The organism is Streptococcus bovismuti (genome assembly GCF_042436615.2).
Classification (GTDB): Bacteria; Bacillota; Bacilli; order Lactobacillales; family Streptococcaceae; genus Streptococcus.
Genome location: NZ_JBHMFR020000001.1, coordinates 125,134 through 149,027, shown reverse-complemented (window position 1 = coordinate 149,027; position 23,894 = coordinate 125,134). Strand labels below are relative to the sequence as shown.

The 23,894-nt window shown below is 40.4% G+C and carries 23 protein-coding genes and 1 pseudogene; 15 read left to right on the top strand and 9 right to left on the bottom strand.

The features are described from left to right. The first annotated feature begins 147 nt into the window (after window positions 1-147). The 7 genes from ACERDH_RS00735 (at window position 148) to ACERDH_RS00705 (ending at window position 4,920) form a co-directional block, all read left to right on the top strand. Complete coding sequence (locus ACERDH_RS00735; RefSeq protein ID WP_218493461.1) at window positions 148-717, top strand: CYTH domain-containing protein; 570 nt, start codon at window positions 148-150, stop codon at window positions 715-717. Between the two features lie 112 nt (window positions 718-829). Further along, a complete protein-coding gene (locus tag ACERDH_RS00730) occupies window positions 830-1,789 on the top strand; it encodes a ribose-phosphate diphosphokinase (RefSeq protein ID WP_173876226.1) in 960 nt (319 codons plus the stop codon). Window positions 1,790-1,798: 9 nt separating this feature from the next. Then, a complete protein-coding gene (locus ACERDH_RS00725) occupies window positions 1,799-2,914 on the top strand; it encodes a cysteine desulfurase family protein (RefSeq protein ID WP_261080885.1) in 1,116 nt (371 codons plus the stop codon). A 4-nt stretch (window positions 2,915-2,918) separates the two neighbouring features. After that, a complete protein-coding gene (locus tag ACERDH_RS00720) occupies window positions 2,919-3,266 on the top strand; it encodes a DUF1831 domain-containing protein (protein WP_000863540.1) in 348 nt (115 codons plus the stop codon). Window positions 3,267-3,273: 7 nt separating this feature from the next. After that, window positions 3,274-3,489, top strand: coding sequence for a DUF4649 family protein (locus ACERDH_RS00715; protein ID WP_261051171.1), 216 nt, complete (start codon window positions 3,274-3,276; stop codon window positions 3,487-3,489). Between the two features lie 82 nt (window positions 3,490-3,571). Beyond that, the gene (locus ACERDH_RS00710) at window positions 3,572-4,213 is read left to right on the top strand and encodes a redox-sensing transcriptional repressor Rex (protein ID WP_000653417.1); all 642 of its coding nucleotides are present in this window, start codon (window positions 3,572-3,574) and stop codon (window positions 4,211-4,213) included. Between the two features lie 17 nt (window positions 4,214-4,230). Beyond that, window positions 4,231-4,920, top strand: a complete 690-nt coding sequence (locus ACERDH_RS00705) for a gamma-glutamyl-gamma-aminobutyrate hydrolase family protein (RefSeq protein ID WP_125454481.1) — start codon at window positions 4,231-4,233, stop codon at window positions 4,918-4,920. Here ACERDH_RS00705 and radC read toward each other — a convergent pair. The 3 genes from radC to ACERDH_RS00690 all read right to left on the bottom strand — a co-directional run bounded on the left by radC (window position 4,917) and on the right by ACERDH_RS00690 (window position 9,868). Continuing rightward, window positions 4,917-5,597: a RadC family protein gene (gene radC, locus ACERDH_RS00700; protein WP_033688879.1), complete on the bottom strand. Its 681-nt coding sequence runs from the start codon at window positions 5,595-5,597 to the stop codon at window positions 4,917-4,919. The genes ACERDH_RS00705 and radC overlap by 4 nt on opposite strands. 42 nt (window positions 5,598-5,639) lie before the next feature. After that, complete coding sequence (pcrA, locus tag ACERDH_RS00695; protein ID WP_386681521.1) at window positions 5,640-7,931, bottom strand: DNA helicase PcrA; 2,292 nt, start codon at window positions 7,929-7,931, stop codon at window positions 5,640-5,642. Window positions 7,932-8,197: 266 nt separating this feature from the next. Beyond that, window positions 8,198-9,868, bottom strand: coding sequence for a formate--tetrahydrofolate ligase (locus ACERDH_RS00690; protein ID WP_386681518.1), 1,671 nt, complete (start codon window positions 9,866-9,868; stop codon window positions 8,198-8,200). Window positions 9,869-10,093: 225 nt separating this feature from the next. On the opposite strand from ACERDH_RS00690, the gene coaB reads away from it, so the two are divergent. The 5 genes from coaB to ACERDH_RS00665 all read left to right on the top strand — a co-directional run bounded on the left by coaB (window position 10,094) and on the right by ACERDH_RS00665 (window position 13,122). Next, window positions 10,094-10,783 (top strand): phosphopantothenate--cysteine ligase, encoded by a 690-nt coding sequence (gene coaB / locus ACERDH_RS00685; RefSeq protein ID WP_261080881.1) that lies wholly within the window; start codon window positions 10,094-10,096, stop codon window positions 10,781-10,783. Between the two features lie 11 nt (window positions 10,784-10,794). Beyond that, window positions 10,795-11,346: a phosphopantothenoylcysteine decarboxylase gene (gene coaC, locus ACERDH_RS00680; protein WP_386681514.1), complete on the top strand. Its 552-nt coding sequence runs from the start codon at window positions 10,795-10,797 to the stop codon at window positions 11,344-11,346. Further along, complete coding sequence (locus ACERDH_RS00675) at window positions 11,330-11,893, top strand: ECF transporter S component (protein ID WP_049509370.1); 564 nt, start codon at window positions 11,330-11,332, stop codon at window positions 11,891-11,893. The genes coaC and ACERDH_RS00675 overlap by 17 nt, the downstream gene beginning before the upstream one ends. 174 nt (window positions 11,894-12,067) lie before the next feature. Then, a complete protein-coding gene (locus ACERDH_RS00670) occupies window positions 12,068-12,595 on the top strand; it encodes an ECF transporter S component (RefSeq protein ID WP_386681510.1) in 528 nt (175 codons plus the stop codon). A gap of 11 nt (window positions 12,596-12,606) precedes the next feature. Then, window positions 12,607-13,122 (top strand): transcription repressor NadR, encoded by a 516-nt coding sequence (locus ACERDH_RS00665; RefSeq protein ID WP_049509367.1) that lies wholly within the window; start codon window positions 12,607-12,609, stop codon window positions 13,120-13,122. On the opposite strand, the pseudogene ACERDH_RS00660 reads toward ACERDH_RS00665, so the two are convergent. The 5 genes and pseudogenes from ACERDH_RS00660 to ACERDH_RS00640 all read right to left on the bottom strand — a co-directional run. After that, window positions 13,119-13,286 (bottom strand): annotated as a pseudogene (locus ACERDH_RS00660) (8-oxo-dGTP diphosphatase); the annotation flags it as partial. The gene ACERDH_RS00665 and the pseudogene ACERDH_RS00660 sit on opposite strands and share 4 nt — an antisense overlap. A 103-nt stretch (window positions 13,287-13,389) precedes the next feature. Next, complete coding sequence (locus ACERDH_RS00655; protein WP_386681506.1) at window positions 13,390-14,157, bottom strand: class I SAM-dependent methyltransferase; 768 nt, start codon at window positions 14,155-14,157, stop codon at window positions 13,390-13,392. A 206-nt stretch (window positions 14,158-14,363) separates the two neighbouring features. Then, window positions 14,364-14,831, bottom strand: a complete 468-nt coding sequence (locus tag ACERDH_RS00650) for an 8-oxo-dGTP diphosphatase (RefSeq protein WP_386681503.1) — start codon at window positions 14,829-14,831, stop codon at window positions 14,364-14,366. 22 nt (window positions 14,832-14,853) lie between these two features. Next, complete coding sequence (gene uvrB, locus ACERDH_RS00645; protein WP_049491718.1) at window positions 14,854-16,842, bottom strand: excinuclease ABC subunit UvrB; 1,989 nt, start codon at window positions 16,840-16,842, stop codon at window positions 14,854-14,856. A 76-nt stretch (window positions 16,843-16,918) separates the two neighbouring features. Beyond that, a complete protein-coding gene (locus tag ACERDH_RS00640) occupies window positions 16,919-17,872 on the bottom strand; it encodes a CPBP family intramembrane glutamic endopeptidase (protein WP_386681499.1) in 954 nt (317 codons plus the stop codon). Window positions 17,873-18,042: 170 nt separating this feature from the next. Here ACERDH_RS00640 and ACERDH_RS00635 point away from each other — a divergent pair, with 170 nt between their 5' ends. The 3 genes from ACERDH_RS00635 (at window position 18,043) to zwf (ending at window position 22,586) form a co-directional block, all read left to right on the top strand. Then, entirely contained in the window at window positions 18,043-20,208 is a 2,166-nt protein-coding gene (locus ACERDH_RS00635; RefSeq protein WP_261050742.1) for an ABC transporter substrate-binding protein/permease, read from the top strand. After that, window positions 20,208-20,948 (top strand): amino acid ABC transporter ATP-binding protein, encoded by a 741-nt coding sequence (locus tag ACERDH_RS00630; protein WP_001096315.1) that lies wholly within the window; start codon window positions 20,208-20,210, stop codon window positions 20,946-20,948. Before ACERDH_RS00635 ends, ACERDH_RS00630 begins: the two co-directional genes overlap by 1 nt. Before the next feature lie 150 nt (window positions 20,949-21,098). After that, entirely contained in the window at window positions 21,099-22,586 is a 1,488-nt protein-coding gene (gene zwf, locus ACERDH_RS00625) for a glucose-6-phosphate dehydrogenase (protein ID WP_049501794.1), read from the top strand. A gap of 44 nt (window positions 22,587-22,630) precedes the next feature. Here zwf and ftsY read toward each other — a convergent pair whose 3' ends face one another. Beyond that, window positions 22,631-23,893 carry a signal recognition particle-docking protein FtsY gene (gene ftsY, locus ACERDH_RS00620; protein WP_386681493.1) on the bottom strand — a complete coding sequence of 421 codons (1,263 nt, stop codon included), beginning with the start codon at window positions 23,891-23,893 and terminating at the stop codon, window positions 22,631-22,633. Between the last annotated feature and the right edge of the window lies 1 nt (window position 23,894).

The window sequence follows — 23,894 nt, the reverse complement described above, 5'->3', positions numbered from 1 at the left end:
ATTCGTTCAAGCTAAAAGTAGAGTCGTATTCAATCTCGTATTCACTTTTAGATATACACTATAAAACCAATGATTTCAAGGGTACAGGAAACCGTGAGCAGTTTATACCATAAATCCGCTTTCAACGATAAAGAAAAGGTAAGAAAAATGAAACATTTAGAAATTGAATTGAAAACACTCCTGAAAAAAGATGAATATGATCGTCTAAAAGACCAGTTCACAGGTGTCACTCCTGTTCTTCAAAAAAATTACTACATCGACACGCCTGATTTTGAACTGCGAGAAAAGAAGGTTGCTATGCGCATTCGAACTTTTGAAGACTGGGCAGAATTGACACTCAAAGTCCCGCAAAGTGTTGGAAACATGGAGTACAACCAAAAATTGGAACTAAAAGATGCTGAAAACTACCTGTGCAAGAAAGAACTTCCTCAGGGACTGGTGCTGGATGAATTGGCTAAACATGGTATCCAAAGTAAAAAATGGCAGGTTCTTGGTTGTCTAACAACTCTTCGCTATGAAATGCAAACACCAATTGGCCTCATGGCACTGGATGAAAGTCAGTACTTTGATATTACAGATTACGAATTAGAGCTTGAGGTGGAAAATCACGAGCAAGGAAAGCAAGATTTCCAGCAATTTTTAGAGAAAAATCAGATTGCTTACCAAAAAGCTCCTTCAAAATTGGTTCGATTTGTCAAAAGCATGAAAAATAGCTGAAATAATCTCTATTTTTTGGTAAAATAGAAAAGATAAAAATACACAAAACCTAGTTCATATATGTAAAGCAGATATAACTCGGTTTTATAAAGTTTACAGAGGACGGTCTATAATGTCAGATAGAAAAAATATGAAACTTTTCGCGCTCAACTCTAACCAAGAGATTGCACAAAAAATTGCGGATGCTGTCGGTATTCCACTTGGAAAACTGTCATCACGTCAATTTTCTGATGGAGAAATCCAAGTAAATATCGAAGAAAGTGTCCGTGGTTATGATGTTTACATCATCCAGTCTACAAGTTTCCCTGTTAACAACCACCTAATGGAATTGTTGATCATGGTCGACGCTTGTGTACGTGCAAGTGCCCACAGTATCAACGTTGTCCTTCCATATTTTGGCTATGCACGTCAAGACCGTATCGCTTCACCTCGTGAGCCACTTACAGCGAAACTAGTTGCCAATATGCTAGTTAAGGCTGGTGTCGATCGTATCCTTACGCTTGATTTGCATGCCGTTCAGGTTCAAGGCTTCTTTGACATCCCTGTCGATAACCTTTTCACAGTTCCCCTATTTGCAAAACATTATTGCGATAAGGGCCTACTCGGTTCAGATGTTGTCGTGGTTAGCCCTAAAAATTCAGGTGTAAAGCGTGCTCGTAGCTTAGCTGAATATCTTGATGCTCCTATCGCCATTATCGATTACCCTCAGGACGATGCAACTCGTAACGAAGGTTATATTATTGGTGATGTTGAAGGTAAGAAAGCCATCTTGATTGATGATATTCTTAATACAGGACGCACCTTCTCTGAAGCTGCAAAAATCGTTGAACGTGAAGGAGCTACAGAAATTTATGCTGTTTCTAGTCACGGTCTCTTCGTAGAAGGAGCTGCTGAACTTCTTGACAATACAAATATTAAAGAAATTCTTGTGACTGATTCAGTAGCAACAAAAGAAAAAACTCCTAAAAACGTATGCTACATCACTGCTAGTGAGTTAATTGGTGATGCTATCGTCCGTATCCACGAAAGAAAACCAGTCAGCCCACTCTTTGCCTACAATAAAAAGAAATAAGGTGATTCTTTGATTTATTTGGACAATGCTGCAACGACTCCAATGTCAGCAGTTGCTATTTCAGCTATGACTAAGGTTATGCAAGAAACTCACGGAAATCCTTCTAGTATTCATGGTCATGGTCGTCAAGCTGGCAAACTCTTGAGAGAAGCCCGTCAGGAACTAGCTCAGTTACTGGGGACAAAACCTCAACATATCTTTTTCACTTCTGGTGGGACTGAAGGCAACAATACTGCCATCATTGGCTACTGCCTTCGTCACCAAGAACAAGGAAAACATATCATCACAACTGCCATTGAGCACCATGCCGTCCTTGAAACCATTGATTACTTGGTTCAACACTTTGGGTTTGAAGTAACCATTATCCAACCAGAAAAGCAAGAAATCACAGCCCAGCAAATTCAAAAGGCTTTACGTGACGATACGATTTTGGTTTCTACCATGTTTGCTAATAATGAGACAGGAAACCTATTGCCCATTGCTGAAATTGGCCAAATACTCAAGCAACACCCTGCCGCCTATCATGTTGACGCAGTTCAGGCTATTGGTAAAATCCCAATTCATCCAGAAGAATTAGGCATTGATTTTCTCACTGCTTCGGCACATAAATTCCATGGTCCCAAGGGTGTCGGTTTTCTCTACGCTTCTAGCATGGATTTTGATTCCTATCTACATGGTGGTGACCAAGAACAGAAAAAACGTGCTGGTACTGAAAATCTAGCTGCTATCGTAGGCATGGTTGCAACCCTAAAAGAAGACCTAGAAAAACAAGAAGAACATTTTCAACATGTACAAAATTTAGAAACTGCCTTTCTTGCAGAGCTAGAGGACATTCAATATTACTTGAATAGAGGACAACATCATCTCCCTTATGTTCTCAATATTGGATTTCCTGGTCAGAAAAATGACCTCTTACTCCTTCGTCTAGATTTAGCTGGAATTTCAATCTCTACTGGCTCAGCCTGTACGGCAGGCATTGTCCAATCCAGCCATGTTCTTAAAGCTATGTACGGAGCAAATTCAGAACGCTTGAAGGAATCCGTTCGTATCAGTTTGTCGCCAGAAAATACTGTTGAAGACCTACATACCCTCGCAAAAACCTTAAAAGAAATTATCGGAGGTTAGCCATATGGCATTTGAAAAAACCATTCAGTTAAAAAATTGTCGTTACGACTACACTCTTAGCCCTTCTGTTAAAAAATTCACCCTTAAGGACAATACCTTTTTTGAGACTAAGGTTGGTAACTATGAATTGACTCGCCTTTTGGAAAAAGTTCCGAACAGTGGTGAAGGCTTCCAACTCAAAATCATCATTAACAAGGAACTTACAGGTGCTAAAATCAATATCACTGACAAGTTTGGCCTTCGTCTAGTTGATATTTTCAAATCAGAAGACCACCACATTCATCAGGAAAAATTCTACTTCCTCATGGATAGCTTGGTAGAACGTGGTGTCTTTACAAAATCGGAAAGATAGGTCCCATATGTTTGAACTGATCTATAAGGACAACTATCATGTAGAGCGTACACTCAAGTATGAGGATTATGAAGCTCTCATGCTGGCTCTGTCAGGATGTGTGACCCTACCAGATACACTTTATGTGACTTCTCTGACTTTTAATGGCCAGAAAGTTTATCAGGGTCTGGTCGGAGACCTCTACCGATTTCTATCACATGCAGATTTTTTACATCAAAACTAAGATTTTTCTTAGTTTTTTCTTATTTTTGTTGATTTTTTCACAATGTTTCTATAAAATAGAAGAATAGAAAGGTTGTGATTTTGTGAAAGATAAACAGTCTGCTATTCCAAAAGCAACAGCGAAAAGACTCTCTCTCTACTATCGAATTTTTAAGAGATTTCATGCAGAAAAGATTGAACGTGCCAACTCTAAGCAAATTGCAGAGGCTATCGGTATTGATTCCGCGACCGTACGTCGTGATTTTTCCTATTTTGGTGAACTAGGTCGTCGTGGTTTTGGCTATGATGTCAAAAAACTGATGACATTTTTTGCCGATTTACTCAATGATAACTCTATTACCAATGTCATGCTGGTAGGTATTGGAAATATGGGCCATGCCCTTCTCCACTACCGCTTCCACGAGCGTAACAAGATGAAGATTATCATGGCCTTTGATCTAGATGACCATCCTGAAGTCGGTACCCAAACTCCTGATGGGATTCCCATTTACGGAATTTCTCAAATCAAGGATAAAATCAAGGATGCTGATGTGAAGACTGCTATCTTGACTGTTCCCAGCGTCAAGTCGCAAGAGGTTGCCAATCTCTTGGTGGATGCTGGCGTGAAAGGAATCCTCAGTTTTTCACCAGTCCATCTGCATTTACCAAAAGACGTGGTCGTTCAATATGTCGATTTGACAAGTGAACTCCAAACTCTCCTCTACTTCATGCGAAAAGAGGATTAGAAAGCGAAAATCATTTTATGAAAAAACCAGTTATTGGGATAACAGGAAACGAAAAAACTCATCCAGATGATGACATCATGATGAGTTACGCAGCAAAAGGCTTTGTTGAAGGCGTTAAAGACGCTGGAGGGATTCCCATCATCCTACCGATTGGTGATCAAGAAATGGCTAGCCACTATATTAGTTTGATTGACAAGCTCATCTTGACAGGTGGGCAAAATGTTGATCCAAAATTCTATGGTGAACCAAAAACCATCGATAGCGATGACTACCACCTTCAAAGGGATATCTTTGAACTGGCCCTCATCAAGGAAGCTATTAACCAGAAAAAGCCTATTTTCTCCGTCTGCCGTGGGACTCAACTCTTTAATGTTGCCATGGGTGGAACTTTGTATCAAGATATCGAAGACCACTGGCAAGATTGTTCTGCCGAGTACACCACCCAACGCTTGATGACAGAACCAAATACTGTTCTTCGAGAAATCTATGGAGAAATTTCCCATATCAACTCCTTCCACCACCAGAGCATCAAAGATTTAGCACCAAATTTAAAGATTGCGGCTCATGATCCTAAGGATGGTATCATTGAAGCTGTCATGAGTACGGATGATGTCGCCTTTCTCGGTGTCCAATGGCATCCAGAGTTTCTATTTGAAAATCGTCCCAAAGATAAAAACCTCTTTGACTATATCGTTAATGAACTTTAGATTAAATCTGTCTTTTCACGATAGCTAAAATAACTGGAGTGAGAGACAATCAAATGGTCCAAGAGGACAATTCCCATCAGGTCACAGGCTTCTTTAACAAGTTTAGTGACATGATCATCATTTCGACTAGGTGCTACCGCTCCTGAAGGATGATTGTGAACTAAGATGAGAGAGGTCGCCATATGCTTGATAGCATAGTGAAGAATCTCCCGTGGTTCAGCGATACTACGAGTAGCTGAGCCGATAAAAATGGTCTGTTGATGGATGATTTGATTTTGAGTATTGAGATAGAGCGCCACCAGGTGCTCTTGTTTTTTATGTCCTAACTCCTGCTGCATCTTCTTGGCCAACTTTTGACTGCTGAGAATACTTTCCATCTCAAGAGTCTCATGTTTGTGAATACGATGGCCCAGTTCAATCATAGCTTGTAATTCTATAGCCTTAACACGCCCGATACCAGACAGACTCTGCAATTCCTGCAGGGTCATTTTTTTCAAATCCGTTAGGCTTGAAAGATTGTTCAAAACTTTCTGGGCAATTTCAAAAACGCTAGCTTGACGTGTTCCTGTCCTGAGTAAAATAGCTAGCAACTCTTGATTACTGAGCGCTTCAACTCCTTCTTTTGCCAGCCTTTCTCTTGGTAATAGTGAATCTTCTTGAAATGAAATACTGTACATAAAAATCCTCCTCACTTTATTATTCGTGAGAAGGATGGAAAATTATATTTTTTTCTCAATTGGAGCTACACTAGCTAAAAGTTTTTTCAAACCTACTTCTGGGAAATTGATTTTTAATTCCTGCGTAGCACCGCTTCCTGAAACTTCCAGAACAGTTCCCTCCCCCCATTTTTTGTGGAGGGCAATGTCACCAATGGACCAATTTACCTCACTAGACGCTGATTTTGTTCCAGCTGTAAATTGACCAAATGGGAGACCGCTTGACTGGATAGTTTTTGGTGCCACACCGCGTTTACGGTCTTGAAGGGCCTGCGCCAAACTCATACCTTGACCAAAGGCAAGACCACCACTGCTATAAGATGCCTTAAAGCTTGTATTTGCTGGACGAGCCAGACCTTGATACTCAAGCAAGTCTGAACTGATTTCGTTAATAAATCGAGTAGGACGGTTGTAGTTGGTACGACCAAAAAGCAGGCGTGAGTTGGCATTTGTCAGATAGAGAATTTTCTCTGCACGCGTAATTCCTACATAGGCCAGACGGCGTTCTTCTTCTAATTCATCTGGATCTTCAGCCGCACGGCTAAGCGGAAAGACATTTTCTTCCATCCCAATCAAAAATACAACTGGAAACTCGAGACCTTTGGCAGCATGCAGGGTCATCAGGGTCACTTCTGATGTCTCCTGACTACCTGAATCTGTATCCGCAATCAAGGCTAAATCATTTAAGAAACGACTCAGTTTGTCCAGACCAGTTTCTTCTTCTGGCCCATCAGATGTGTCATCAAAGTTTTTCGTCACAGAAAGGAACTCTTCGATATTTTCAACCCTAGCCTTGCTTTCTAAAGTCGCTTGAGCATTTAGAATATCGACGTAACCTGTTTTTTCTAGGACGGCCTCAACCAACTCTGTAATATTTAATTGATCTAGCTGCTCTCGTAAATCTAGAATCATATTGGCAAAATCCCAGATAGACTGGGCTACTTTACCCTTGATACCAGATAACATGATATTTGCTGAAGCATCCAGCATAGACATGTCTTGCATATTAGCAAAGTCACGAATTTTCTCAACAGTACCTGGGCCAATTCCTCGTTTCGGTTCGTTGATAATACGTTCAAAACTGATATTGTCACTCAAATTGGCAATAAGATTGAGGTAAGCGATAATATCTCGGATTTCCTTACGGCTGTAGAACTTGGTTCCGCCAACCATGGTATAAGGAATATTTGACTTGAGCAAGGCTTCCTCAATAGTACGGGACTGCGCATTAGTACGATAAAGAACTGCAAAATCCTTGTGAAGGAAGTTTTGACTGCGACCAAGTTCATCAATAGTTTTGGCTACAAATACAGCCTCATCCTGCTCATCATCGGCACGATAGTAAACGATTTGCTCTCCATCCGCATTCTGGGTCCAGAGATTTTTAGGACGGCGGTTTTTATTGTTTTTAATAACTTCATTGGCTGCTTGAAGAATAGTCTTCGTAGAGCGATAATTTTCTTCTAACAAAACAACCTTGGCTTGGGGGTAATCTTTCTCGAAATCCAAAATATTCTGCATATCAGCACCACGCCAACCGTAGATAGACTGGTCCGCATCCCCAACCACACAGATATTTTTAAAACGGGAAGCCAAGAGTTTGACCAGTTGGTACTGGGCATGGTTGGTATCTTGATATTCATCAACGTGGATGTACTGAAACTTTTGCTGATAGTAGGTCAAGACATCAGGATTTTGATCAAAGAGACGCAGGGTCAACATAATCAAATCATCAAAGTCAACCGACTCCGACTGACGAAGCTCTTTTTGGTAAGCAGTGTAGCACTGGGCCACGATTTGCGTGTACATATCTCCAGCTTGGGCAGCATAAGCCACATCATCAATCAAATCATTCTTAGCATTGGAAATGGTACCCAAAATAGTTCGTTCATTCCATTTTTTAGGATCCAAGTTCAACTGCTTGAGAATGCGTTTCATAAGAGTTCGCTGCTCCCCTGGATCGACAATTGTAAAATTACGATTGTAGCCAATATGGTCCGCATCGCGACGCAAAATACGAACACACATGGAGTGGAAGGTCGCAATCAGACAGTCCTGAGTAGCTGGATTGAGGCTATAAGCACGCTCTTTCATCTCACGCGCAGCCTTATTAGTAAAGGTAATGGCCAAGATATTCCAAGGATTGACCAGCTTTTCATCAATCAAATAAGCGATACGGTGGGTCAAAACACGGGTCTTTCCAGAACCAGCCCCTGCCATGATCAACAAGGGACCTTCTGTCGTTTTCACCGCCTCAGCCTGACGGTCATTCATTCCATTTAATAATGCGTTCATCTTCTCTTCCTTACTCTTGAAGTCAATATTTCTATTATATCAGAATTCAGGGAAAATATCTTTACCTAGACTGGTTACGTGTAGAAGGCAACTTCTTATATCTAGATAAAAATGAGCTTGGATAGTATTTCCAAACTCATTTTTTACTCAATGAAAATCGAAGTACAAACTAGGAAGCTAGCCGCAGGCTGTACTTGAGTACGGCAAGGTAAAGCTGACGTGGTTTGAATTTGATTTTCGAAGAGTATAAAGTCAATTACAATATACTAGAACAAACCTAGGACTGTTCCATCGCTTTCAACATCCATGTTGAGGGCTGCTGGTCGTTTTGGAAGTCCTGGCATGGTCATGACATCTCCAGTTAGGGCAACGATGAAGCCTGCACCTAATTTTGGTACCAATTCACGAATGGTAATTTCAAAGTTTTCAGGTGCTCCAAGTGCATTCGGATTGTCTGAGAAACTATATTGAGTTTTAGCCATACAGATTGGCAATTTGTCCCAACCATTTTGAACAATTTGAGCGATTTGCGTTTGAGCTTTCTTCTCAAAATTTACTTTGCTACCACGGTAGATTTCAGCAACAATCTTTTCAATCTTTTCTTGGATAGAAAGGTCATTGTCATACAAACGTTTATAGTTAGATGGGTTTTCAGCGATAGTCTTGACAACTGTTTCGGCAAGTGCTACTCCACCTTCTGCGCCATCAGCCCAGACACTTGCTAACTCGACTGGCACATCAATTGAAGCACAAAGTTCTTTCAAGGCTGCAATTTCAGCTTCTGTATCAGATACAAATTCATTAATAGCGACAACTGCTGGAATACCGAACTTACGGATGTTCTCAACGTGGCGTTTCAAGTTGGCAAAACCGGCACGAACTGCTTCTACATTTTCCTCTGTAAGAGCATCCTTAGCCACGCCACCATTCATCTTAAGGGCACGAAGGGTTGCAACAATAACTACTGCATCTGGAGATGTTGGCAAGTTTGGTGTCTTAATATCAAGGAATTTCTCGGCACCAAGGTCAGCACCAAAACCAGCTTCTGTGACTGTGTAATCAGCCAAGTGAAGGGCTGTTGTCGTTGCCAAAACAGAGTTACATCCGTGAGCAATATTGGCAAATGGACCACCGTGTACAAAGGCAGGTGTTCCATAAATTGTCTGAACCAAGTTCGGTTTAATAGCATCCTTCAAAATCAAAGCTAAGGCACCTTCAACCTGCAAATCACCTACAGAAACAGGTGTACGGTCGTAACGATAACCAATAACGATATTGGCCAAACGGCGTTTCAAGTCCTCGATATCCGTAGCCAAGCAAAGAATAGCCATGATTTCGGAAGCGACGGTAATGTCAAAGCCATCCTCACGTGGAATTCCGTTTAGAGGGCCACCAAGTCCAACGGTCACATGGCGAAGAGCACGGTCGTTCAAGTCCACAACACGTTTCCAAATGATACGACGTTGGTCAATTCCTAGCTCATTTCCTTGGTGCAAGTGGTTGTCAATCAAGGCAGAAAGCGCATTGTTGGCAGTCGTAATGGCATGCATGTCTCCAGTAAAGTGAAGGTTGATGTCTTCCATTGGTAGAACTTGGGCATAACCACCACCAGCGGCACCACCCTTGATACCCATTACTGGACCAAGAGATGGTTCGCGGATAGCGATCATGGTTTTCTTGCCAATCTTATTCAAGGCATCCGCAAGACCAATGGTAATGGTTGATTTTCCTTCACCTGCAGGTGTTGGGTTGATGGCAGTAACCAAAATCAATTTCCCAACTGGATTGCTCTCAACTGCACGAATTTTATCAAAGCTGAGCTTAGCCTTGTACTTTCCGTACAACTCCAAATCGTCGTAAGAAATACCAAGTTTCTCTACAACATCAACGATTGGCTTCAGCTCAATACTCTGTGCGATTTCAATATCTGTTTTCATTCAAAACTCCTCTAACCTCTTATATGATAATTCATTATAACACAAAACAAGATTTTTAACATCCTAAAACTCTCTAAACGTTCGTAAATATCACTATTTTTAAGGTTTTTAGAGTCCTTTCTTAAATTTTATATGGCTTTATAGTTTGAAACTATATTCTTTCCTTTTACCAAAAATTTATCACTTTCATTTTACTTACCGTTTATTTTTGTGTACAATAGTGCTATGAAAATTTTAGTTACATCGGGCGGTACCAGTGAATCTATAGATAGCGTCCGCTCTATCACTAACCATTCTACAGGTCGCTTGGGGAAAATCATCACAGAAACCTTGCTGGCTGCAGGGCATGAAGTTTGTTTAATGACGACAAAACGGGCTCTGAAGCCAGAAGCTCATCCCAACCTAAGCATTCTAGAAATTAACAATACAAACGACCTTCTACTAGAAATGCAAGAACGTGTTCAGGATTATCAAGTCTTGATTCACTCAATGGCGGTATCCGACTATACTCCTGTTTATATGACGGGGCTTGAGGAGGTTCAGGCTAGCTCCAATCTAGAAGAGTTTTTAAGCAAGCAGAATCATCAAGCTAAGATTTCTTCAACTGATGATATTCAAGTTTTGTTCCTAAAAAAGACACCCAAAATCATCTCTCTAGTCAAGGAATGGAATCCTGCTATTCATCTGATTGGTTTCAAACTACTGGTTGATGTCTCTGAAGATTATCTCGTCGAGATTGCCCGAAAAAGTCTTATCAAGAACCAAGCAGACTTAATCATTGCAAATGATCTGACTCAAATCTCAACAAACCAGCATCGAGCAATCTTTGTTGAAAAAGATCAGCTTCAAACAGTCCAGACTAAAGAAGAAATTGCAAAACTCCTCCTTGAAAAAATTCAAGCCTATCATTCTTAGAAAGGAAAGCTATGGCACACATTCTCTTGGCTGTGACAGGCTCAATCGCCTCTTACAAGTCGGCAGATTTAGTCAGTTCTCTAAAAAAACAAGGCCATGATGTCACTGTTTTAATGACTCAGGCTGCTACAGAGTTTATCCAACCTTTGACTCTACAGGTATTATCACAGAATCCTGTCCACCTGGATGTCATGAAGGAACCCTATCCTGAACAGGTTAATCATATCGAACTTGGAAAAAAGGCGGATGTATTCATCGTGGCCCCTGCAACTGCTAACACTATCGCAAAACTAGCCCTTGGCTTTGCGGACAACATGGTGACCAGTACAGCTTTAGCCTTGCCCAGTCATATTCCCAAACTCATCGCACCTGCTATGAATACAAAGATGTATGACCATCCAGCAACTCAGGCTAATCTAAAAACATTAGAAGCCTACGGGTATCAGCTGATTGCTCCTAAGGAATCCCTACTAGCTTGTGGAGACCACGGACGAGGAGCCTTAGCTGACCTCACAATTATTTTAGAAAGAATAAAGGAAACTCTCGATGAAAAAACGCTCTAATATTGCACCTATTGCTATCTTTTTTGCAACCATGCTCGTGATACACTTTCTGAGCTCGCTTGTCTTTAACCTTTTTCCATTTCCAATCAAACCGACCATTGTTCATATTCCTGTCATTATTGCCAGCATTATTTACGGTCCACGCGTTGGGGTTACACTTGGATTTTTGATGGGGCTACTTAGTTTGACGGTTAATACAATTACGATTCTGCCGACAAGCTACCTCTTCTCACCTTTTGTACCAAACGGAAACATCTACTCAGCTATCATAGCTATCGTCCCACGTATTTTGATTGGTTTAACTCCGTATCTAGTCTATAAACTGATGAAAAATAAAACTGGTTTGATTCTAGCTGGTGCCCTTGGTTCACTTACCAACACAGTCTTTGTCCTTGGTGGAATCTTCTTCCTATTTGGAAATGTTTTTGATGGAAATATCAAACTACTTCTGGCAACTGTTATCTCAACAAATTCTATTGCCGAATTAGTCATTTCCGCAGTTCTAACCCTAGCCATTGTTCCAAGACTACAGACTTTGAAAAAATAAAAACATCTCCACTTTCAAGCTTGAAGGTGGAGATTTTGCTCTATACAGTTTCTTTTTAGTGAAATCTTTACTAACTTTTAACTAAAAAACGACCTATAAACTCAAGTAAATCCTTGCTTTATTGTCTTGTTTATTGTACTATACTAGTGTATATACAGAAAAAAGGAGATTCTTATGAACACACGGAAAAAGACACAATTTATGACAATGACTGCTCTTTTAACGGCTATTGCGATTTTGATTCCAATTGTTATGCCTTTTAAGATTGTCATTCCGCCTGCTTCTTACACTTTGGGAAGCCACATCGCTATTTTTATCGCTATGTTCTTGTCGCCCTTGATGGCTGTTTTTGTCATCCTAGCCTCTAGTTTTGGATTTTTGATGGCTGGCTATCCCATGGTTATCGTATTTCGAGCTTTTTCTCATATCTTTTTTGGGACTTTGGGGGCTCTTTACCTACAAAAATTCCCCGATACCCTAGATAAACCAAAATCTTCTTGGATTTTTAACTTTGTTTTAGCACTTATCCATGCCCTTGCTGAAGTATTGGCCTGTGTCCTTTTTTATGCAACTTCGGGTACCAATGTAGAAAATATGTTTTATGTTCTATTTATACTAGTTGGATTTGGCACAATTATCCATAGTATGGTAGACTATACATTAGCACTAGCTGTCTATAAAGTGCTTCGAAAACGCCGTTAAAAGGAAAAGCTATGACAAAAGATCGCAAACAAGCCCTGCTCCAACTCTTGAAAGAAGCTCCTAAAGCCCTCAATGGCCAAAGTTTAGCTGAACATTTTCATGTTACACGCCAGGTCATTGTACAGGACATTGCAATTTTAAGAGCCGATGGCGCTCCTATCCTATCCACCAATCGTGGCTACGTCTATAAGCAAATTGAAACCAATCCTTATGTTCACAAACTTTTCAAAGTGAAACATGAAGTTGAAGAAATCGGTCAAGAACTCCTTGCTATCGTAGATAATGGCGGACGTGTTCAAAACACCTTGATTGACCATCCCGTCTATGGAGAAATTGAAACCTTGCTGAAACTGTCTTGTCGTAGAGATGTGCAACATTTTCTAGAACAAGTTGAGCATTCAGATTTTAGACCTCTGTCTGAATTAACAGATGGTATCCATTACCACCTAGTTGAAGCCGAAACACAACAAGACCTCCACTATATCGAGGAGGCCTTAGATCAGCTAGGTTATTTAGTAAAAGACTAGAAGATTTTCTTCGCCCAGCCATCTTCTGTACGGTGGCGGTAGAAAAATTCAGATTTGTCAGGATCTTCCATCATTTCCATCAAGGGTAACATATCATAGGCCAGATCCAAATTTGGAATCTGGTCTTTTTGAACCCAAGAAACTTCTCCAAATCCAAAAGATTGAGACTTTTATATAGAATCAGCTATAGCATGTTCTAAAGACTATCCGCTTGATTTTATATTGAAAAGCTTCTTCTTAATTTTTCACAATTTCGTCCCCTTAATTTTACTTTCGAGCAATAAACATACCATATTCTTTAGGAATAATTAACTTACCCTTATGAAAATGTACTTCCAATCTTTTACGAATGACTTTTTCTTCTAGCGAACCTATTTCTGAAATTCCTTTAAAGGATTGGATGTATTTAACTAGATCATCTATGCTAGTTACCTGTAACTCATCATCATAGAGTAATGTATCGACAGAGTTAAAATACCTACTCAGGTACCTTTTGCCATTTTGTAAAGTAAAAGTTTTATTTTCCAAATCTTGATTAATCTCATCTTTAAATAAACTTGCCAAATAATCTACAACTCCATTTTCACCAAATGTAGCACAGTAAAAAATTCCGCCTGTTTTTAAGACTCTATTCACCTCAGAGAGCGCTTTAGGAATATCATTTACATGATGTAGAAGCATATTAGCAATAACAATATCAAACGTTTCATCCTCAAAAGAAATCTTTTGAATATCCATTATTTCATAGTTAACATTGTCTCTATTTCCAATCACTGATCTCGTTGTTCTCACCATATCTTTAGAAAAATCTGTAATAACCAACTGCTTCATTTTATCTATAGAATCACTATTACTTTTCCACAGTTCTCCTGTACCACATCCCAATTCTAGAACCTTTACTTCATTAGTGATTTGGTAGTTGGAAAATATCCAATTGTTAAATCCTAATTTATTTTTTGAATACTTCTTATGTATGCTTACTCTAATATCAAGATTATCTTGTTTTGCATATTGTTCAATTACTTTATCATCCATTTTCTGGTACTTCCTTTCATTTTTTAAGATTATACCATAAAACAAAACAATCTCCGATTTCAACATTGAAGGTGGAGATTGTTCAAAATATAGATCGAAAAGAATAATAAGAAATTAAGAGATATTCAGTTGACTTACACCACCATACTTAGCCTATATTTCAGTACCTTACTTTAAAAGATAACACCTATCGACTAATTATAGAACTAAAAAGTTTCTTTCTCCCATCCATTTTCTGTACGGTGGCGATAGAAAAACTCTGACTTGTCAGGAGCTTCCATCATTTCCATTAAGGGTAACATATCATAGGCCAGATCCAAGTTTGGAATCTGGTCTTTTTGCACCCAAGAAACTTCTCCCTCTTCTGAAGATTGAAGAGTTCCAGAAAACTCGGTCGCCTTATAACAAAAGACAATGTAGCGCCCGTCTGTATCCAGAGGCCAATTTTTAACGCCTACCAGTTGTGGATTTTGGATAGTCAATCCTGTTTCTTCATAGATTTCACGAATGACAGATTCTGCGAAAGCCTCGCCATTTTCTACATGACCTCCAGGAAAGGCATAACCAGACCAGCGATTCTTTTCAGGAGAGCGATACTGCATAACCACCTGCTGAGTTTCGAGATCTTCAATCAGACAAATATTTGTTAAAATCGTTAATTGGGAACGGGACATATTTTCTCCTTTAAGTACTATTCTAACCCAACGCCTTGACTTCCAACATCATATCACGAATCTGAGCTGCTAGTTCAAAGTCAAGCACTTCGACGGCTTCTTGCATTTGTTTTTCTAGTTTCTTGACAAGTTCTTTGCGCTCTTGTTTGTTGAGGCTATTGATATCGACTTCCTTGTCCTCTTCCTTGGCAACTGCCTTAGTCACGGCAATCAGGTCACGGATTTCTTTCTTGATTGTCTGAGGCACAATACCGTGTTCTTCATTATAGGCCATCTGGATTTTGCGACGACGGGCAGTTTCATCGATAGCACGTTGCATAGACTGGGTAACGGTGTCCGCATACATGATGACATGGCCTTCGCTGTTACGGGCAGCACGTCCAATGGTCTGGATGAGTCCACGCTCGTTACGAAGGAAACCTTCCTTGTCAGCATCGAGAATGGCAACTAAACTTACCTCAGGAACGTCAATCCCCTCACGGAGCAGGTTGATTCCGACCAAGACATCAAAGACACCCAAGCGCAGGTCACGGATAATCTCCGTCCGTTCTAAAGTCTTGATATCCGAGTGCATGTACTTAACCTTGATACCCATTTCCTTAAAGTAGTCGGTCAAATCTTCTGCCATTTTCTTGGTTAAAGTGGTAATAAAGGTACGCTCATTCTTTTCAACACGGGCATTGATTTCACCTAAGAGGTCATCAATCTGTCCCATTGTCGGACGGACTTCCACCTCAGGATCTAAAAGACCTGTTGGGCGAATGATTTGCTCAATCACTGTCTCAGTCTGTTCGTTTTCATAGTCACCTGGTGTTGCTGAAACGTAAACAATCTGATGAACGTGACTCTCAAACTCCTCCCGACGGAGAGGGCGATTGTCCAAAGCTGATGGTAAACGGAAACCATAATTAACCAACATTTCCTTACGCGAACGGTCTCCATTGTACATGCCTTTGATTTGTCCCATAGTCATGTGACTCTCGTCAATCATGATCAAGAAATCATCTGGGAAGAAGTCGAGAAGCGTATAAGGAGGCTCTCCCTCGCTTCGTCCATCCATATGACGTGAATAGTTCTCAACCCCGTTGGTATAGCCCATCTCGCGTAGCATTTCAATATCATACTCTGTCCGCTGCTTCAAACGCTGAGCTTCAAGTAGTTTTCCTTCCTTCTCAAAGACAGCTAACTGCTCCTCCAACTCGGCCTGAATCTTGGCTATAGCAACTTCCATATGGTCGTCATTGGTCACAAAGTGAGTGGCTGGGAAAATCGCCAAATGATCCACTTCTCCCAAGACCTGACCTGTCAAAGCCTCAACTTCACGAATACGGTCAATTTCATCTCCAAAAAATTCTACTCGAAAGGCATGTTCATCACGGGAAGCTGGGAAAATCTCTACCACATCCCCACGTACACGAAATCTTCCGCGTTGGAAATCAATATCATTTCGCTCAAACTGGATATCCACCAAGTCATTTAAGAGTTTATCACGAGAAATTTCAAGACCTGGACGGAGACTAACGACACTATCAGCGTATTCCTTGGGCGAACCCAAACCATAAATACAAGAGACAGAGGCAACGACAATGACATCATTACGCTCCAAAAGAGCCGAAGTCGCTGAGTGACGAAGCTTGTCAATCTCGTCATTGACAGAACTATCCTTCTCAATATAGGTATCGCTAGAAGGGACATAGGCTTCTGGCTGGTAATAGTCATAGTAGGATACGAAATACTCAACAGCATTTTCAGGGAAAAATTCCTTAAACTCCCCATAGAGCTGTCCTGCCAGAGTTTTATTGTGGGCAATGACCAGAGTGGGTTTATTGACTTTGGAAATAACCTGACTCATGGTATAGGTCTTCCCTGTTCCAGTCGCCCCCATCAGAATCTGAGCTTTTTCGCCACCCTCTATATTATCAACCAATTGCTCGATAGCTTGGGGTTGATCTCCTGATGGTTGATATTTTGATACTAGCTTAAATTGATTATCTGTAATACGATTGATCATAAGAATCCTCTCTCCGTGTGCTATTCCTATTTTAGCATACTTGTAGCATTTTCACGAAGAAAAGGACAGACCGAAGTCACATCCTTTCATTTTCTTTCTTTAATTGATGAGCGAGATAGAAAATCAAAAGTAACAAGACTAAACTTGTCATGATAGAACCTTCTATCCCAAAAGAACCACCTGATAGCCAGGCTTGATTTCCTTGTGGTAAAAAGGTCATCAGAGATGTTCCTGATGGTTGACCACTAACTAAAATCCCAAAGAGATTGCCCTGAGCAAAATTCCAAGCGCCATGAATACCTGCAACACCCCAAACTGTATCGGTTTTGAGCAGGTAAAGAGACATGGCAACTCCAAATAAGAAGAGATTCACTAGAGATAGAGGTGTTAAACCAGAATTCCCCATATGAAGCAGGGTAAAAAATATGCTAGATATGACAACAGCAAGTTTTAAATTGGTTCTTGAGGCCAATTGAGGAAGGAGCCAAGCACGGGACACCACTTCTTCTGCTGTCCCCTGTAAAATCCAAAATGGGATAGAAAAGACAACAAAGAAAAGCGAATAAGGATTCAAGCGAATGGACTCCAAACGATATTGGCCCAAGGCTACCAAACCTAACAAAGTAAGGAGAAAAAGAGTCAGACCTATGCCAAATCCTTTCAGAAGATTGCTGAGAAAATTCTCTCTATAAAATCCCAAGGTTCGAATAGGTCTTTTCTCAACTTTTTTAGTCCATCTGAACACAGTATTGAGAATAAAACCAAAAGACAGCAATTCTAAAATTAAATGAAGGTCACTTGATTTATCCGTCAAGCTCGCATGCAAAGTCTGCAAGTAGCTTGCAAGATTTTGACCAGCCTCTCCAAAATTTCTAGCAAGTCCGATGAGAGCAAACAAACTAATACCATACAGAGTATAAGCCACAAACTCTCCTATGAAGACAAAAGCAAAGGCTAACAAGGGGCTTGTGTAAATGTTTAAACTCATTTTTGAAGCTTGGAAGTCTTTAAATATTCTTTTGTTCTTCATATCCCTGTCCTCTTTTCTTCTATATATACTATTATTATAGCACTTTTTAATAGCAATTCAAGAAAGAAAAGAAAAAACAATGTTACATTTTCTGACACAGAAATATAAAAATTTGCCTTTTTTTACTTTTTCTGATATAATGGGAAAATATTCGGAAAAGGAGACTAAAAATGAAGAAAAAATTTCTAGCATTTTTGCTAATTTTATTCCCAATTTTCTCATTAGGTATTGCGAAAGCAGAGACGATTAAGATTGTTTCTGATACCGCCTATGCGCCTTTTGAGTTTAAAGATTCAGATCAAACTTATAAAGGAATTGATGTTGACATTATCAACAAGGTCGCTGAGATTAAGGGATGGAATATTCAGATGTCCTATCCTGGATTTGACGCAGCGGTCAATGCGGTTCAAGCTGGTCAAGCTGACGCTATCATGGCAGGGATGACAAAGACTAAAGAACGTGAAAAAGTCTTCACCATGTCTGATACTTACTATGATACAAAAGTTGTCATTGCAACTACAAAGGCACACAAGATTAGCAAGTACGACCAATTAACTGGTAAAACTGTTGGTGTTAAAAACGGAACAGCCGCTCAACGTTTTCTTGAAACAATCAAAGATAAATACAGCTTTACTATTAAAACATTTGACACTAGTGATTTGATGAACAACAGCTTGAGTGCTGGTGCCATCGATGCCATGATGGATGACAAACCTGTTATCGAATATGCTATTAACCAAGGTCAAGACCTCCATATTGAAATGGACGGTGAAGCTGTAGGGAGTTTTGCTTTCGGTGTTAAAAAAGGAAGCAAATACGAGCACCTAGTTACTGAATTTAACCAAGCCTTGGCTGAAATGAAAAAAGATGGTAGTCTTGATAAAATCATCAAGAAATGGACTGCTTCATCATCTTCAGCAGTGCCAACTACAACTACTCTAGCAGGCTTAAAAGCCATTCCTGTTAAAGCTAAATATATCATTGCCAGCGATTCTTCTTTTGCACCTTTTGTTTTCCAAAATTCAAGCAACCAATTCACTGGTATTGATATGGAATTGATTAAGGCAATCGCTAAGGACCAAGGTTTTGAAATTGAAATTACTAACCCTGGTTTCGATGCAGCTATTAGCGCTGTCCAAGCTGGTCAAGCAGATGGTATCATTGCTGGTATGTCTGTCACAGATGCTCGTAAGGCAACTTTTGATTTCTCAGAATCCTACTACACTGCTAATACCATCCTTGGTGTCAAGGAATCAAGCACTATTGCTTCTTATGAAGATTTGAAAGGAAAAACAGTCGGTGTTAAAAACGGAACTGCTTCTCAAACCTTCCTAACAGAAAATCAAAGCAAATACGGTTACAAAATCAAAACCTTTGCTGATGGTTCGTCAATGTATGACAGTCTAAATACTGGGGCCATTGATGCGGTTATGGATGATGAGCCTGTTCTCAAATATTCTATCAGCCAAGGTCAAAAATTGAAGACTCCAATCGCTGGAACTCCAATCGGTGAAACAGCCTTTGCCGTTAAAAAAGGAGCAAATCCAGAATTGATTGAAATGTTCAATAACGGACTTGCAAACCTCAAAGCAAACGGTGAATTCCAAAAGATTCTTGATAAATACCTAGCTAGCGAATCTTCATCTGCATCAACAAGTACTGTTGATGAGACAACTATCTGGGGCTTGCTTCAAAACAACTACAAACAACTCCTTAGCGGTCTTGGTATCACTCTTGCTCTAGCTCTTATCTCATTTGCTATTGCTATTGTTATCGGGATTATCTTTGGTATGTTTAGCGTTAGCCCATACAAATCTCTTCGTGTGATTTCTGAGATTTTCGTTGACGTTATCCGTGGTATTCCTTTGATGATTCTTGCAGCCTTCATCTTCTGGGGAATTCCAAACTTCATCGAGTCTATCACAGGACAACAAAGTCCAATTAACGACTTCGTAGCTGGTACTATCGCCCTCTCACTCAATGCAGCGGCTTATATCGCTGAAATTGTTCGTGGTGGTATTCAAGCCGTCCCAGTTGGTCAAATGGAAGCCAGCCGAAGCTTGGGTATCTCTTATGGCAAAACCATGCGTAAGATTATCCTGCCACAAGCAACTAAATTGATGTTGCCAAACTTTGTTAACCAATTCGTTATCGCTCTTAAAGATACAACCATCGTATCTGCTATCGGTTTGGTTGAACTCTTCCAAACTGGTAAGATTATCATCGCCCGTAACTACCAAAGTTTCAAGATGTATGCAATCCTTGCTATCTTCTATCTTGTAATTATCACACTTTTGACTAGACTAGCGAAACGCTTAGAAAAGAGGATTCGTTAATGGCAAAATTAAAAATTGATGTAAATGATTTACACAAACATTATGGAAAAAATGAGGTTTTAAAAGGAATTACGACTAAGTTCTATGAAGGAGATGTTGTTTGCATCATCGGTCCTTCAGGTTCTGGTAAATCGACCTTCCTTCGTAGCCTCAACCTTCTAGAAGAAGTCACTAGTGGTCACATCACTGTGAACGGCTATGACTTAACTGAAAAAACAACCAACGTTGACCACGTTCGTGAAAATATCGGAATGGTGTTCCAACACTTTAACCTCTTCCCTCACATGTCCGTATTGGACAACATCACCTTTGCTCCTATTGAGCACAAGTTGATGACTAAGGAAGAAGCTGAGAAATTGGGAATGGAATTGCTTGACAAGGTTGGGCTAGCAGATAAAGCTAATGCTAATCCAGATAGCCTATCAGGTGGTCAAAAACAACGTGTGGCTATCGCTCGTGGACTCGCCATGAATCCTGATATCATGCTCTTTGATGAGCCAACTTCCGCTCTTGACCCTGAGATGGTCGGAGACGTACTAAACGTTATGAAGGAATTGGCTGAGCAAGGTATGACCATGATCATCGTAACCCATGAGATGGGATTTGCCCGTCAGGTTGCCAACCGCGTTATCTTTACTGCAGATGGCGAGTTCCTTGAAGACGGAACACCTGATCAAATCTTTGACAACCCTCAACACCCTCGTCTGAAAGAGTTCTTGGACAAGGTCTTAAACGTCTAAACGCAAACTGTAAGGATTTCCTTGCAGTTTTTTTCTATCTCGTATTGGATTTTTTGATTTTTCGGAAAATTATGTTAGAATTAAGTTTATGAAATGAGGTTTCCTCATACCTAGCAAGACTAGGAATAAAAATAGAAATTAGGTAGCTAGATGTCATCTAAGGTTATTGTTACAATTTTCGGTGCGAGTGGAGACCTGGCTAAACGCAAGCTCTACCCTTCCCTTTTTAGACTATATAAATCCGGCAATCTTTCCGAGCACTTTGCAGTCATTGGAACTGCTCGTCGTCCTTGGAGCAAGGAATATTTTGAATCTGTTGTAGTCGAATCCATCCTTGATTTGGCAGATAGTACCGAACAAGCTCAGGAGTTCGCTAGTCACTTCTACTATCAAAGTCATGATGTCAATGATACAGAACACTACATTGCTTTACGTCAATTGCAGGCTGAACTAAATGACAAGTACCAAGCTGAACACAACAAGCTCTTCTTCTTGTCTATGGCACCTCAGTTCTTTGGAACTATCGCCAAACACCTCAAGTCTGAAAACATTGTGGATGGTAAAGGTTTTGAGCGCTTAATCGTTGAGAAGCCATTTGGTACAGATTACGCAACTGCAAGCAAGTTGAATGACGAGCTCCTAGCAACATTTGACGAGGAACAAATTTTCCGTATTGACCATTATCTTGGTAAGGAAATGATCCAAAGTATCTTTGCAGTTCGCTTTGCAAACTTGATTTTTGAAAATGTGTGGAACAAGGACTTTATCGACAATGTTCAAATTACCTTTGCGGAGCGCTTGGGTGTAGAAGAACGTGGTGGCTACTATGACCAATCTGGTGCACTCCGTGACATGGTACAAAACCATACACTACAACTTCTTTCTCTCCTTGCTATGGACAAACCAGCAAGCTTCACAAAAGACGAGATTCGTGCCGAAAAGATTAAGGTCTTTAAAAACCTCTATCATCCAACGGATGAAGAGCTTAAAGAACACTTTATCCGTGGTCAATACCGTTCAGGTAAGATTGATGGCATGAAATATATCTCTTATCGTAGTGAGCCAAATGTGAATCCAGAATCTACAACTGAAACCTTTGCATCTGGTGCCTTCTTTGTAGACAGCGATCGCTTCCGTGGTGTTCCTTTCTTCTTCCGTACTGGTAAACGTCTGACTGAAAAAGGAACTCATGTCAACATCGTCTTTAAACAAATGGATTCTATCTTTGGAGAACCACTTGCTCCAAATATTTTGACCATCTATATCCAACCAACAGAAGGCTTCTCTCTTAGCCTAAATGGGAAACAAGTAGGAGAAGAATTCAACTTAGCTCCTAACTCACTTGATTACCGCACAGATGCGACCGCAACTGGTGCTTCTCCAGAACCATACGAGAAATTGATTTATGATGTCTTAAATAACAACTCAACTAACTTTAGCCACTGGGATGAAGTTGGCGCATCATGGAAATTGATTGACCGTATCGAAGAGCTCTGGGCTGAAAATGGTGCCCCACTTCATGACTATAAAGCTGGAAGCATGGGACCTCAAGCCAGCTTTGACTTACTTGAAAAATTTGGTGCCAAATGGACTTGGCAACCAGATATCGCCTATCGTCAAGATGGTCGCTTAGAATAAAAAAATTCCTGCAAGTTTATGCCTTGCAGGATTTTTGCTTCTGATTAAATTAAGCCTTCCAAGAGACCTTTCATAAAGTTTTCTGAGTTAAACTCACCAATATCATCGATTTTTTCACCAAAACCAATCAATTTTACAGGAATATTGAGTTCTTCACGGATGGCTAGAACAACACCACCTCGAGCAGTTCCATCAATCTTAGTCAAAACAATTCCTGTCAAAGGTGTAATTTTTGAAAATTCTTTGGCCTGTACCAGGGCATTTTGACCTGTTGATGCATCAAGAGCCAAGAAAGTTTCATGAGGCGCTTCTGGCACAACACGTTTAATGATACGACCAATCTTTTCCAACTCAGCCATAAGATTGTCCTTATTTTGTAGACGACCTGCAGTATCAATCATGAGAATATCAATCCCTTCTGCTACGGCACGTTCCATACCATCAAAGACAACACTAGCTGGATCAGCTTTTTCAGGTCCAGTCACAACTGGAACGTCCACACGACGACCCCATTCAGCTAGCTGGGCTACTGCCCCTGCACGGAAGGTATCTGCCGCAACCAACATGACCTTCTTACCTGCTTGTTTGTAGCGGTGGGCTAGTTTCCCGATAGAAGTTGTTTTCCCAACACCATTAACACCAACAAAGAGCATGACTGTCAAGCCATCTTGGAAGTGGATGCTTTCATCGTAGTTACCATCCTTTTCATAAAGCTCAACCAATTTCTCAATGATGACACGACGAAGTGCGTCCGGTTTCTTGGCGTTTTCAAGCTTGGCTTCGTAACGAAGCTCCTCTGTTAAGTTAGAAGCGACTTGAACACCAACATCACTCATGATCAACAGTTCTTCCAGTTCTTCGAAGAATTCTTCATCGACAGAGCGGAAATTAGCAAAGAAGGCGTTCAAACGAGCTCCGAAGCCTGTACGAGTTTTCTTAAGACTGCGGTCATATTTTTCCTGAACAGTTTCTTCTGCTTGAGTCATTTCTGGTTCAAGCACTTCAGAACTATTTTCTTCTACAGTCTCTAGGAGCTCAGTATTCCCTTCCTCTGTGACTTCTTCTGAGTTTGGCAATACTTCGACTTCTTCTTGATGAACCTCTACATCTGACCCTGAATCCATACTTTCTTCAACTGTGTCTTGGATTTTCTCTTCTTGGAGCACAGCTTCTTGAGAAACTTCCTCAGCTTCTGTAAGAGAAGACTCAACATCTTCAGACAAATCAAGATTTTCCAGAGCTTCTTTTACAACTTCTTCGATTTTAGGTTCTTCTTTTTTTCCGAATAGACGGTCAAACAATCCCATA